The organism is Cellulomonas biazotea (genome assembly GCF_004306155.1).
In the GTDB taxonomy this organism is placed as follows: Bacteria; Actinomycetota; Actinomycetes; order Actinomycetales; family Cellulomonadaceae; genus Cellulomonas; species Cellulomonas biazotea.
The window spans coordinates 1-12,213 of the sequence record NZ_BIMR01000035.1; the positions used below are offsets into that span (position 1 = coordinate 1).

The 12,213-nt window shown below is 74.8% G+C and carries 11 protein-coding genes and 1 pseudogene; 10 read left to right on the plus strand and 2 right to left on the minus strand.

Annotated elements, in window-relative coordinates:
* On the minus strand, positions 1-308 hold a 308-nt coding region (locus CBZ_RS03300; RefSeq protein WP_130780179.1), incomplete at its 3' end, for a hypothetical protein.
* 178 nt (positions 309-486) lie between these two features.
* On the opposite strand from CBZ_RS03300, the gene CBZ_RS03305 reads away from it, so the two are divergent.
* The 6 genes from CBZ_RS03305 (at position 487) to hisF (ending at position 5,441) form a co-directional block, all read left to right on the plus strand.
* Positions 487-684, plus strand: coding sequence for a ubiquitin-like protein Pup (locus CBZ_RS03305; protein WP_130780180.1), 198 nt, complete (start codon positions 487-489; stop codon positions 682-684).
* 6 nt (positions 685-690) lie between these two features.
* Positions 691-1,542, plus strand: a complete 852-nt coding sequence (prcB, locus tag CBZ_RS03310; protein WP_130780181.1) for a proteasome subunit beta — start codon at positions 691-693, stop codon at positions 1,540-1,542.
* Positions 1,539-2,297 carry a proteasome subunit alpha gene (gene prcA / locus CBZ_RS03315; protein ID WP_130780182.1) on the plus strand — a complete coding sequence of 253 codons (759 nt, stop codon included), beginning with the start codon at positions 1,539-1,541 and terminating at the stop codon, positions 2,295-2,297. Before prcB ends, prcA begins: the two co-directional genes overlap by 4 nt.
* Before the next feature lie 34 nt (positions 2,298-2,331).
* Positions 2,332-3,693 carry a Pup--protein ligase gene (pafA, locus tag CBZ_RS03320; protein ID WP_130780183.1) on the plus strand — a complete coding sequence of 454 codons (1,362 nt, stop codon included), beginning with the start codon at positions 2,332-2,334 and terminating at the stop codon, positions 3,691-3,693.
* A gap of 102 nt (positions 3,694-3,795) precedes the next feature.
* Entirely contained in the window at positions 3,796-4,674 is an 879-nt protein-coding gene (locus CBZ_RS03325) for an FKBP-type peptidyl-prolyl cis-trans isomerase (protein ID WP_130780184.1), read from the plus strand.
* Positions 4,671-5,441, plus strand: coding sequence for an imidazole glycerol phosphate synthase subunit HisF (hisF, locus tag CBZ_RS03330; RefSeq protein ID WP_130780185.1), 771 nt, complete (start codon positions 4,671-4,673; stop codon positions 5,439-5,441). Before CBZ_RS03325 ends, hisF begins: the two co-directional genes overlap by 4 nt.
* 39 nt (positions 5,442-5,480) lie before the next feature.
* On the opposite strand, the gene CBZ_RS03335 is transcribed toward hisF, so the two are convergent.
* Positions 5,481-6,125, minus strand: coding sequence for a TIGR03085 family metal-binding protein (locus CBZ_RS03335; protein ID WP_130780186.1), 645 nt, complete (start codon positions 6,123-6,125; stop codon positions 5,481-5,483).
* A gap of 136 nt (positions 6,126-6,261) precedes the next feature.
* On the opposite strand from CBZ_RS03335, the gene CBZ_RS03340 reads away from it, so the two are divergent.
* From CBZ_RS03340 to CBZ_RS03355, 4 genes and pseudogenes are all read left to right on the plus strand, one after another.
* Positions 6,262-8,136 (plus strand): ABC transporter ATP-binding protein, encoded by a 1,875-nt coding sequence (locus tag CBZ_RS03340; RefSeq protein WP_130780187.1) that lies wholly within the window; start codon positions 6,262-6,264, stop codon positions 8,134-8,136.
* Positions 8,133-9,962, plus strand: a complete 1,830-nt coding sequence (locus CBZ_RS03345; RefSeq protein WP_130780188.1) for an ABC transporter ATP-binding protein — start codon at positions 8,133-8,135, stop codon at positions 9,960-9,962. The genes CBZ_RS03340 and CBZ_RS03345 overlap by 4 nt, the downstream gene beginning before the upstream one ends.
* Positions 9,963-10,069: 107 nt before the next feature.
* Positions 10,070-10,465: pseudogene (gene hisI / locus CBZ_RS03350) on the plus strand (phosphoribosyl-AMP cyclohydrolase); the annotation flags it as partial.
* 107 nt (positions 10,466-10,572) lie between these two features.
* Entirely contained in the window at positions 10,573-12,141 is a 1,569-nt protein-coding gene (locus tag CBZ_RS03355; protein WP_130780189.1) for an anthranilate synthase component I, read from the plus strand.
* Positions 12,142-12,213 lie beyond the last annotated feature (72 nt).

Genomic DNA, 12,213 nt, shown 5'->3' on the forward strand with positions numbered 1-12,213 from the left:
CCACCCGGCCCGGCGGGCTCGGTGCTGCTCGTCCGCGCGAGCGGCGCGACGCCGGGGACGGTGGCGGTGCTCGCCCCGTCGACCGTCGCGCCGACGACGGCGGCGCGGACCACGGCGACCCGGTGGTCCAGGGCGGCGACCGCGTCGACCGACGCCGTCCAGATCGCGGCGCCGTGCCGCGTCGTGTCGAGGCCGCACGCGGCGCACACGGAGCGGGAGAGCACGGCGCCGCACGCGGGGCAGCGCGAGGTGTCGAGGAGCGTGCGGCGAGCGGCGTCGAGCACGTGCAGGCGGGGGTCCAGCGGCATGCGCGCATCGTGGCAGCGTCCGGGCGCCGCCGGGGCGGTTCGTCCACAGGGACCACCGCGGGTTCACCCGCCCGCACGCTCGCCGACGGTCCGCGTCGCGAGCGGCCGCCGCGGATGCGTCGCAGGATGGGCCTAGGGTGGGATCGAGCAGGTCAGCGCGACGCCTACGGAGGTCACCATGGCTGGTCAGGAACAGGTGCGGCCCCGCCGCGACGACGAGGACCCGGCCGACGGCGCCGACGCCCCCGTCCCGGCCGCGCCGTCGGCCCAGTCGCGCGACGCCGAGGTGGACGCGCTGCTCGACGAGATCGACGACGTCCTGGAGTCCAACGCGGAGCAGTTCGTGCGCGGCTTCGTCCAGAGGGGCGGTCAGTGAGCGTCGATGGCCCCACCGACACCGTCGCCCGACCGGGCCGCCTCCGGGCGGCTGCCCCACGCCTTCACCACCCCCGGGTCGTCGTCGTTCGTCGACTTCCTGGCGGGCTACGCGCCGGAGCTGCTGCCCGGCAACCGTCCGGTGCCCGCCGCTGAGGTGTCGGCGCCGCACGGCACGACGATCGTCGCGCTCGCGTTCGACGGCGGCGTCGTCATGGCGGGCGACCGCCGCGCCACGATGGGCTCGATGATCGCGAGCCGGGAGATCGAGAAGGTCTTCCCGGCGGACGAGTACTCCGCCGTCGGGATCGCGGGCACCGCGGGCCTGGCCACCGAGCTCGTCCGGCTGTTCCAGCTCGAGCTCGAGCACTACGAGAAGATCGAGGGCAGCCTGCTGTCGCTCGACGGCAAGGCGAACCGGCTCTCGACGATGATCCGGGGCAACCTGGGTCTCGCGATGCAGGGCCTGGCCGTGGTGCCGCTGTTCGCGGGCTTCGACCTGGACCGGCGGGTCGGTCGGATCTTCTCCTACGACGTCACGGGTGGCCGCTACGAGGAGCACGACCACCACGCGGTCGGCTCGGGCTCGGTCTTCGCGCGGGGCTCGCTCAAGAAGCTGTGGCGTCCGGGTCTGGACGCGGCGGGCGGCGTGCGTGTCGCCGTCGAGGCGCTGGTCGACGCGGCCGACGACGACTCGGCGACCGGCGGCCCGGACTCGACGCGCCGGATCTGGCCGGTCGTCGCGACCGTCAGCGAGGCGGGGTACCTGCGGGTCGGCCACGACGAGCTCGGCGACGTGGTCGGCGAGGTCGAGGCGGAACGGCGCGCGTCGCACGCGGACCGTGGAGGTGCCCGATGAGCATGCCGTTCTACGTGTCGCCCGAGCAGCTGATGAAGGACCGGGCGGACTACGCGCGCAAGGGCATCGCGCGCGGCCGGTCGGTCGTCGTCCTGCAGTACGACGACGGGATCGCGTTCGCCACCGAGAACGCGTCGCGCGCGCTGCACAAGATCTCCGAGATCTACGACCGGATCGCGTTCGCGGCCGTCGGCAAGTACAACGAGTTCGAGAACCTGCGCGTCGCCGGCGTGCGGTACGCGGACCTGCGCGGCTTCTCCTACGACCGCGAGGACGTGACGGCGCGCGGCCTGGCCAACGCGTACGCGCAGACGCTCGGCACGGTGTTCACGACCGAGTCCAAGCCGCTCGAGGTCGAGCTCGTGGTCGCCGAGGTGGGCCGTGAGGCGTCGGGCGACCAGGTGTACCGGCTGTCGTACGACGGCTCGGTCGCGGACGAGCACGGTTACGTGGTCATGGGCGGTCAGGCCGACAAGCTCGGCGGGCTGCTCGCCGAGGGATGGCGTCCCGGCCTCACGCTGCGCGAGGTCCTGCGGCTCGCGGTCGACGTCCTGGGGGCGGCGGGCGACGACGACGGGAAGAGGCGGAGCATCCCCGCGCAGCAGCTCGAGGTCGCCGTCCTCGACCGGACACGGCCCCGGCGCGCGTTCCGGCGCCTGACGGGCGCACTCCTGGAGGATCTCCTCGCACCGACCTTGGACGGCGCTCCCACGAGCACGCCGCCCGCGCCCGCACCCGCACCGCAGGGCGACTGACGCCGGACCGCACGTCCGGACGAGGGGAGCAGACATGGACCGACGCATCTTCGGCCTCGAGACCGAGTACGGCGTGACGTGCGCCGCGCAGGACGGCCGCGGGCTGTCCGCGGACGAGGTCGCGCGCTACCTGTTCCGCAAGGTCGTCGCGTGGGGCCGGTCGTCGAACGTGTTCCTGCGCAACGGCTCGCGCCTGTACCTCGACGTCGGCTCGCACCCCGAGTACGCGACCGCCGAGTGTGACGACGTGCGCCAGCTCGTCGCGCACGACCGCGCGGGCGAGCGGATCCTCGAGGGTCTCGTCGCTGACGCCCAGCAGCGCCTCGAGCACGAGGGCCTGCCGGGGCGGATCCACCTGTTCAAGAACAACACCGACTCGGCGGGCAACTCCTACGGCTGCCACGAGAACTACCTCGTGCGCCGGCAGGGCGACTTCGCGCGGCTCTCGGACGTCCTCGTGCCGTTCCTCATCACGCGGCAGATCCTCACGGGCGCGGGCAAGGTCCTCACGACGCCCCGCGGCGCGGTGTTCTGCCTGTCGCAGCGCGCCGACCACATCTGGGAGGCGGTGTCGAGCGCGGCGACCCGGTCGCGGCCGATCATCAACACGCGCGACGAGCCGCACGCCGACGCGGAGCACTTCCGGCGGCTGCACGTCATCGTCGGCGACTCGTCGATGTCGGAGACGACCACGATGCTCAAGGTCGGCGCGACCGACCTCATCCTGCGGATGATCGAGGCGGGCGTCCCGCTGCGGGAGATGTCGCTCGAGAACCCGATCCGCGCGATCCGGGAGATCAGCCACGACGTGACGGGCATGCACCCGGTGACGCTCGCGAACGGCCGCACGGTCACCGCGGTCGACCTGCAGGAGGAGTACCTCGCCCGGGTGTCGGACTTCGTGGCCTCCGAGGGCGGGCCGTCGCCGGAGACCAAGCAGGTCCTCGAGCTGTGGGAGCGCGGGCTGCGCGCGCTGCGCACGGGCGACCTGTCGCTCGTCGAGCGCGAGCTCGACTGGGTCATCAAGTACCAGCTCATCGAGCGGTACCGCGCCAAGCACGACCTCGAGCTGTCCGACGTCCGGGTGCAGCGGCTCGACCTGGCGTACCACGACATCTCCCGCACCGAGGGCCTGTACAACCTGCTCGCGGCCAAGGGGCTCGTCGAGCGGGTCACGAACGACCTCGAGATCTTCGAGGCGACCGCGGTGCCGCCGCAGACGACGCGCGCCAAGCTGCGCGGCGACTTCGTGCGCGCCGCGCAGGAGGCCCGCCGGGACTACACGGTGGACTGGGTGCACCTCAAGCTCAACGACCAGGCGCAGCGCACCGTGCTGTGCAAGGACCCGTTCCGCAGCGTCGACGAGCGGGTGGACCGGCTCATCGAGTCCATGTAGGTGGGCGCCGGGCGTGGCCTCCAGGGTCGCCCCGTACAGTGTCCGTGCCCGGCGCGCCGTCGGGAGGCACGGTCGTGCCGGTGCGACGAGGAAAGGACCGACGTGCGACGACTGCGGGACTCGGCCACGGCCGTGCTCGTGGCCATCGCCCTCCTTGCCGGGTGCACGTCCACGCAGACGTCTCCGCCCGAGGTCACGGTGACCGGCGAGGCCGGGCAGGCCCCCACGCTCACGTACCTCACGCCGCTCGAGGTGTCCGAGACGTACCGCGAGCAGATCTGGCCCGGGACCGGGCCGGAGCTCGTCGAGGGCGGGCCCGTGCTCATCGACTTCTGGCTCGAGAACGGCACCGACGCGTCGCTCGTCGACGAGAGCTACTCGACGACGCCCACACCGCGCCTGCTCACCGAGGAGGACCTCGGCACCGACCTGTACGAGACGCTGCGCGGCCAGCAGGTCGGCGCGCGCGTGCTGCAGGTCAGCCCCGGCGGGCGGTCGGGCGCGGTCGACTACCCGTCGGTCACGGTGCTCGACGTGCTGCCGACCCGCGCCGACGGGGAGGCCCTCGCGCCCCGCCCCGACCTGCCGGTGATCACGCTCGACGCGTCCGGCGCGCCCTCGATGACGCCGACGGGCACCGAACCGCCCGACCAGCTCGTCGTGCAGGCGCTGCTGCGCGGCTCCGGTGCGCAGGTCGCCGCGGACGACGTCATCACCGTGCAGTACGCGGGCTTCGTCTGGACGACGGGGGAGGCGTTCGACTCGACGTGGAGCCGCGGCCTGCCGGTGTCGTTCGCGCTGCAGGACGTGCAGGCGTGGGCCGAGGGTCTGCTCGACCAGCCGGTCGGCAGCCAGGTGATGCTCGTCGTGCCGCCGACGTACGCGCTCGGCGTGACGGAGAGCGAGGAGCTCGCCGGCCAGACCGTGGTGTTCGTCGTGGACATCCTCGCGACCGGTTCCCCCGACGGAGGCACCTCATGACCGTGGCGCTGCGCGTCATCCCGTGCCTCGACGTCGACGCGGGGCGCGTCGTCAAGGGCGTGAACTTCGAGAACCTGCGTGACGCGGGCGACCCCGTCGAGCTCGCCCGCCGCTACGACGCGGAGGGCGCCGACGAGGTCACGTTCCTCGACGTGTCGGCGTCGTCGGGCGGCCGCGACACGACGATCGACGTGGTGTCCCGCACGGCCGAGGAGGTCTTCGTGCCCCTCACGGTCGGCGGCGGCGTGCGCTCGACGCAGGACGTCGACCGGCTGCTGCGGGCCGGTGCCGACAAGGTCGGCGTCAACACGGCGGCGATCGCGCGCCCCGAGCTCATCTCGGAGATCGCGCACCGCTTCGGCAGCCAGGTCCTGACGATCTCGATCGACGCGCGACGGGTCACCGGCGACGTCCGCACGGAGTCCGGCTACGAGGTCACGACGCACGGCGGCAAGCGTGGGACGGGGCTGGACGCCGTGGCGTGGGCGGCGCGCGCCGCCGAGCTCGGCGCAGGCGAGGTGCTGCTCAACTCCATGGACGCCGACGGCACCGAGGCGGGCTTCGACCTGGAGATGATCCGCGACGTGCGCGCCGCGGTACGGGTGCCGCTGGTCGCGAGCGGCGGTGCGGGGACGGTCGAGCACTTCGTCGAGGCGGCCCGCGCGGGCGCCGACGCGGTCCTCGCGGCGAGCGTGTTCCACTTCGGCCAGCTGACCGTGCGCGACGTCAAGGACGCCCTGCGCGCGGCGGGGGTCGTCGTCCGCTGACCTGCCCGCAGGCGCACCCGCCTGCGGCAGGCGTCCTCGTCAGACCGGCAGGCGGTCGGTCAGGACCTCGACGTCCAGGGGAGCGCCCTGCACCGTGACGTCGGCCGCGGCCCCGCGACCGAACGCGAACAGCACGAGCTCGCCGACCGCGCCGCGCACGACGACCGTGCCGAACCCGGCCCGCGGCTTCCGCACCCGACGGCGCAGGCCGTCGTCCCGCACGAGCACCACGCCGACGGGCGAGTGCCGCAACCGGTGCCCGCCGGCGCCGCCGAGGTGCTTCCACAGCACGTCGACGAGCGCCGGGTCGAGCGTGCGCGGCGGGGTCGGTCCGGCGCCGCGGCGCACGTCCTCGGTGTGCACGAAGAACTCGACGACGTTCGTCAGCTCGCCCGCCCACGACATCGGGTGCCACCCGGGCGGCGGGGCCGCGACCCGTGCGACGAGGTCCCGGTAGGACCCCTCGTTCGCGGCCGAGTCCGCGAGCCGCTCGATCGCGGCCTCGGCGCGCGCGGCGAACGCCGGGACGACCAGCCCGGCACCGACGACGGCGGAGTGCTCGCGCAGCACGACGTGGGCGGCCAGGTGACGTGCCTGCCAGCCCTCGCAGAGCGTCGGGGCGTCGGGTGGGACGGCCTCCAGCGCCTGTGCCAGCTGCGCCCGTTCCACCTGGTGCCACGTCATCCCCGCATGGTCGCACGCGGCGCGCGCCCGCACGTGCGCTCCTCGGCACCGTCAGTGCCCCGTGAGAGGATGGCGCTCTCCCGTCCCCCTCCCGGAAGGCACTGGCGTGCGCTCGCGAGCCCCCTCGTCGCGACCGATGGCGCTGTCCGGCTCGGCCCCGCGCCGAGCCGCGCAGATCGTGGTCCGCGGCATCGCGGCACACCCGTGGATCTACGTGATGGCGATCGGCACGGCCGCGGTGCACGGCCTGGCGACGGTCGCGGTCAGCCGCGTCCTCGGGTCGGTGACGGACGACGTGGTCGTCCCCGCCCTGAGCGGCGAGGCGGCGGCGCAGGGGCGGATCTGGCAGGCGGGCGGCGCCCTCGGACTGGTCGCGCTGACCCTGGCGCTGTCGGTCGCGGGCCGGCGGATCTTCGCCGGGATGGGGTACGCGCACCTGCAGGCCGACCACCGGGCCCGGGTGACGCGCCAGTACCTGCGCCTGCCCATGTCGTGGCACCGGCGCCACCCGACGGGTCAGCTGCTGTCGAACGCGAGCGCCGACGTCGAGGCCGCGACCGGCGTGTTCAACCCGCTGCCGTTCGCGCTCGGCGTGGTCGTCATGCTGGTCGTCGCGACGGTCGGGCTGGTCCGGACCGACGTCTGGCTGGCTCTCGCGGCGCTCGTCGTCATCCCGCTGGCGCTCGTCGCGAACCTCGTGTTCCAGCGCCGCATGGCCCCCGCGGTGGGCCGCGCGCAGGAGCTGCGGGCCGACGTCGCGGACGTCGCGCACGAGAGCTTCGAGGCCGCGCTGCTGGTCAAGGCGCTCGGCACCGAGGAGCGCGAGGCGGCGCGGTTCACCGAGCGGGCGCGCGAGCTGCGGGACGCGAACGTGCGCGTGGGTGTCGTCCGCGCGTTCTTCGACCCCGTGATCGACCTCCTCCCGGGCCTCGGCACGCTGCTCGTCCTCGTCGTGGGGGCGGTCCAGGTGCGGGCCGGACGCATCGGCACCGGAGACGTCGTGGCGGCCGCGTACCTGCTCACGCTCCTGACGATCCCCGTGCGCGCGTTCGGCTGGGTGCTCGGGGAGCTGCCGCGCGCCCTCGTCGGCTACGACCGCATCGCGCGCGTCGTCGACGCCCGCGGTGCGCTGGCCGCCGGCACCACCGCCTGGTCGCCGCGGCGGGCCGGTGCGCGCGTCCGGATGCACGGCGTCGGCCTGACCGTGCCCGGCCCGCACGGTCCCGTCGACCTGCTGCACGACGTCGACCTCGACGTCGCCCCCGGGCGGGTCGTCGCGGTCGTCGGGCCCACGGGCGCGGGCAAGTCGACGCTCGTGTCGCTCGTGGCCCGCCTCAGCGACCCGTCCACGGGGACGGTCGAGGTCGACGGGACCGACCTGCGCGACGTCGTGCCGGCCGACCTCACCCGGCACGTCGCGCTCGTCTCGCAGTCGACGTTCGTGTTCGAGGACACGGTCCGGGCGAACGTCACGCTCGCGGACGACGAGGCCGCCGACGCCCCGACCGACGACGCCGTCTGGACGGCGCTGCGGGCGGCGCGGGTCGACGACGTCGTGCGGGGTCTGCCGGGCGGCCTCGACGCGCCCCTCGGCGAGCGCGGCGCCAACCTCTCGGGCGGCCAGCGGCAGCGTCTCGCGCTCGCCCGCGCGCTCGTGCGGGACCCGCGCGTGCTGGTCCTCGACGACGCGACGTCCGCGGTCGACCCGCGCGTCGAGCAGGACATCCTGCGCGGGCTGCGAGGCCCGGACGGGGACACCGCGGGCTCGCCGACCGTGCTGCTCGTCGCGTACCGGATGTCGTCGGTGCTGCTCGCGGACGAGGTCGTGCACGTGGAGTCCGGCCGGGTCGTCGACCGCGGCACGCACGCCGAGCTGCTCGCGCGCGACGACGGCTACCGCGCGCTCGCGACCGCCTACGAGGAGGAGTCCGCGCGGCGCGCCGCGCGGCGCGAGGACGACGAGGGCGCCGACGACCTGGACGCCGTGACCGCAGGGGAGGAGGCCCGATGAGCGCGCCCGCGGCGACGCCGCCCGCCGACGGGCACCGGATGGCCCCCGCCAGCACGCTCGGCGTCCTCGCGACGCTGCGCCGCGGGATCGAGGTGTCGCCGCAGCTGCTGCACGGGTGGCGCGTGACGCTGGTCCTGGCCGTGCTCGCCGCGCTCGGGAAGGTCCTCGTCCCGGTCGCCGTCCAGCAGACCGTCGACTCGGGCATCCTCGCCGAGGGCGGGCCGGACGTCGGCCGCGTCCTGACGCTCACCGGCGCCGCGGCGCTCGGCCTGATCGGTGCGGCCGTGTGCTCGGCGCTCGTCAACGTGCGCCTGTTCCGGTCGAGCGAGAACGGGCTGCTCGCGCTGCGGACCCGCGCGTTCCGGCACGTGCACGACCTGTCGGTCCTGACGCAGCACACCGAGCGACGCGGCTCGCTGGTCTCGCGCGTGACGTCCGACGTCGACACGATCTCGCTGTTCGTGCAGTGGGGCGGGATCATGCTCCTCGTCTCGGTGCTGCAGATCGTCGTCGCGACCGTGCTCATGGCGGCGTACTCGTGGCAGCTCACGCTCGTCGTGTGGCTGGGGTTCATCCCGCTGCTGCTGGTGCTGCAGCCGCTGCAGAAGCGCGTGAACGGCCGGTACTCGGCGGTGCGCGAACGGTACGGCGCGATGCTCGGCGCGGTGTCGGAGTCCGTGGTCGGCGCGGAGACGATCCGCGCGTACGGCGCGGCGGCCCGCACCCAGCGCCGGGTCGACGCCTCGGTCGCCGCGACGCGCCGCGCGATGGTCCGCGCGCAGAACCTCGTGTCGGTCGTGTTCTCCAGCGGGGTCCTCGTCGCGAACGTCGTCCTCGCGCTCGTCGTGGTCGTCGGGACCTACCTGGGCGTGCGCGGCGACCTGTCCGTCGGGCGGCTGCTGGCCTTCCTCTTCCTCGTGCAGCTCTTCACCGGGCCCGTCCAGATGGCCACGGAGATCCTCAACGAGCTGCAGAACGCCGTCGCGGGGTGGCGGCGCGTCCTGGGCGTGCTCGAGACGCCGGTCGCGGTCACCGACCCCGGGGCCACCGGGGTGCCGAGCCCGCGCGGCCCCGCCGGCGTCGCGCTGCGCGGCGTGCACTTCGCCTACCCCGAGGGGCGGCGCGTCCTGCACGACGTCGACCTCGACGTGCCGGCGGGCCTCTCGGTGGCCGTCGTCGGCGCGACCGGGTCCGGCAAGACGACCATCGCCCGGCTCGTCGCGCGGCTCGTCGACCCGGAGACGGGGCAGGTCCTGCTCGACGGGACCGACCTGCGCGACATCCCCGCCGCCGACCTGCGCCGACGCGTCGTCCTCGTCCCGCAGGAGGGCTTCCTGTTCGACGGGACGGTCGCGCAGAACGTCGCGTACGGGCTCCGCACTCCGGGCGGCGCACCGCCCGACCCCGCCGACCCGCGCGTGCGGGAGGCCGTCGACGCGCTCGGTCTCGGGCCGTGGGTCGACGAGCTCGCCGCGGGCCTCGGGACCTCCGTGGGCCAGCGCGGCGAGTCGTTGTCGGCGGGGGAGCGGCAGCTCGTGGCCCTCGCGCGCGCCTACCTCGCCGATCCCGACGTCCTGCTGCTCGACGAGGCGACGAGCGCGGTCGACCCCGCCACCGAGGTCCGGATCGTGCGCGCCCTCGAGCAGCTCACCGAGGGCCGCACGACGCTGACCATCGCGCACCGGCTGTCCACGGCCGAGGCCGCCGACCTCGTCGTCGTGGTCGACGAGGGCCGGGTCGTCGAGACGGGCCCGCACGAGGAGCTCGTCGCGCAGGACGGCACGTACGCGGCGATGCACGCGGCCTGGGTGGCGCAGACGCGCTGACGGCCCGGCACGCCGCCGCGGCCAGCGGGCTCGGCGCGCGCCGGCGGGGGCGGGTGCGCCCGCGGACGGTCGGCCGGCGTCGGGCGGCACCGTGGCAGGATCGGTCCGTGCCCCGCGAGAACGCCCCCACCGCCCCGCGCTCGGACCTCGACCCGCAGGTCGCCGACCGGCTGCGCCGGGACGAGCACGGTCTGGTCGCGGCCGTCGTGCAGCAGCACGACACGCGCGAGGTCCTCATGGTCGGGTGGATGGACGACGAGGCGCTGCACCGCACGCTCACCTCGGGGCGCGTGACGTTCTGGAGCCGCTCGCGGCAGGAGTACTGGCGCAAGGGCGACACGTCCGGGCACGCCCAGTACGTCAAGGCCGTGAGCCTCGACTGCGACGGCGACGCGCTGCTCGTGGAGGTCGACCAGGTCGGCGCCGCGTGCCACACCGGGACCCGGACGTGCTTCGAGGCCGGCGGTCCGGTGCCGGCCGTCGTCGGCGACCGCCCGGACCCCGCGGCCGACCAGTCCGCCGTCCCCGCGAGCCGCCAGGCCCCTGCCCGGCCGACCGGCCCGACCACGAGCTCGACCACCGACCCGACCGCACCCGCAGGAGGACCCGCATGACCGCGCCCACCGTCCCCGCCGACGTCGTCACCGCGGACGTCCCGTGGGGCGGGACGTGGCCGTCGCTGGCGACGTTCCGCGGTCTCGCCGCCGACCGGCGGGTCGTCCCGGTCGTGCGCCGGCTCCTCGCCGACGACGTGACCCCCGTCGGCCTCTACCGGACGCTCGCGGCCGGGCGCCCGGGCACGTTCGTGCTCGAGTCGGCCGAGTCGGACGGCACCTGGAGCCGATACTCGTTCGTCGGTGTCCGCTCGCGCGCCACGCTCACGGTCCGTGACGGCGCCCCGGTGTGGGTTGGGGACGTGCCCGTCGGCGTCCCGACCGACGGCGACGTGCTGGACGTGCTCGGCGGCACGCTCGACGTGCTGCGCACGCCCGCGATCCACGGCCTGCCGCCGCTGACCGGCGGGCTCGTCGGCGCGCTCGGGTGGGACGTCGTGCGGCACTGGGAGCCCACGCTGCCCGCGAAGGCGCCCGAGGAGCTGGGCGTCCCGGAGCTCACGCTGCTGCTGGCGACCGACCTGGCCGTGGTCGACCACCACGACGGCTCGGTGTGGCTCGTCGCCAACGCGATCAACTTCGACGACACCGACGAGCGGGTCGACGACGCGCACGCGGACGCGCTCGCGCGCCTCGACGCGATGCAGGAGGCGCTGCTGCACCCCGTGCAGCCGGGCGTGGCCGTGCTGGCCGACGTGCCCGAGCCCGAGCTCGAGTTCCGCTCGACGCGCGACGAGTTCGAGCAGTCGGTCCGCATCGGCCAGGAGGCGATCCGCGACGGCGAGGTGTTCCAGGTGGTGTTCTCGCAGCGCCTCGACCTGGACTGCCCGGCCGAGCCGCTCGACGTCTACCGGGTCCTGCGGACGATCAACCCGAGCCCGTACATGTACTACCTGCAGCTGCAGGACGCCGACGGGCACGACTTCGCGGTCGTCGGGTCGAGCCCGGAGACGCTGGTCAAGGTCACCGACGGCCACGTCGTGACGTTCCCGATCGCGGGGTCGCGCCCGCGCGGGGCGACGCCGGAGGAGGACCGCGAGCTGCAGGACGAGGTGCTCGCCGACCCGAAGGAGCGGGCCGAGCACATCATGCTCGTCGACCTGTCCCGCAACGACCTGGTCAAGGTGTGCGAGCCCGCGAGCGTCGAGGTCGTCGAGTTCATGGCCGTCAAGCGGTACTCGCACATCATGCACATCACGTCGACGGTCGTCGGACGGCTGCGGGCCGGCGCGACGGCGCTCCAGACGCTCGTCGCGACGTTCCCGGCGGGGACCCTGTCAGGCGCGCCCAAACCGCGGGCGATCGCGCTCATCGACGAGGTCGAGCCCGCGCGCCGCGGCATCTACGGCGGCACGGTCGGGTACTTCGACTTCGCCGGCGACATGGACATGGCGATCGCGATCCGCACCGCCCTCATCCGGGACGGCCGCGCGAGCGTGCAGGCGGGCGGTGGGATCGTCGCCGACTCGGTCCCCGCGCTCGAGTACGCGGAGTCGCGCAACAAGGCGGCGGCCGCGGTCCGCGCGGTGCAGGTCGCCGCGCGGCTGCGCCGGGCGGGCGCGTGACGCAGCCCGTCGAGCCGGCCGCCGCGCCGCCGTCCCCGCCCTCCGCGTCGTCGTCGGCTGCGCGGTCGGGCC

Bases quoted from the DNA above. Each gene is read 5' to 3' on its own strand.
- CBZ_RS03340 (WP_130780187.1), top strand. From the start codon at position 6,262: ATGGCGCTGTCCGGCTCGGCCCCGCGCCGAGCCGCGCAGATCGTGGTC.
- prcB (WP_130780181.1), top strand. From the start codon at position 691: ATGGCCCCACCGACACCGTCGCCCGACCGGGCCGCCTCCGGGCGGCTG.
- pafA (WP_130780183.1), top strand. From the start codon at position 2,332: ATGGACCGACGCATCTTCGGCCTCGAGACCGAGTACGGCGTGACGTGC.
- hisF (WP_130780185.1), top strand. From the start codon at position 4,671: ATGACCGTGGCGCTGCGCGTCATCCCGTGCCTCGACGTCGACGCGGGG.
- prcA (WP_130780182.1), top strand. From the start codon at position 1,539: ATGAGCATGCCGTTCTACGTGTCGCCCGAGCAGCTGATGAAGGACCGG.
- CBZ_RS03355 (WP_130780189.1), top strand. From the start codon at position 10,573: ATGACCGCGCCCACCGTCCCCGCCGACGTCGTCACCGCGGACGTCCCG.
- CBZ_RS03335 (WP_130780186.1), bottom strand. From the start codon at position 6,125: ATGACGTGGCACCAGGTGGAACGGGCGCAGCTGGCACAGGCGCTGGAG.
- CBZ_RS03345 (WP_130780188.1), top strand. From the start codon at position 8,133: ATGAGCGCGCCCGCGGCGACGCCGCCCGCCGACGGGCACCGGATGGCC.
- CBZ_RS03305 (WP_130780180.1), top strand. From the start codon at position 487: ATGGCTGGTCAGGAACAGGTGCGGCCCCGCCGCGACGACGAGGACCCG.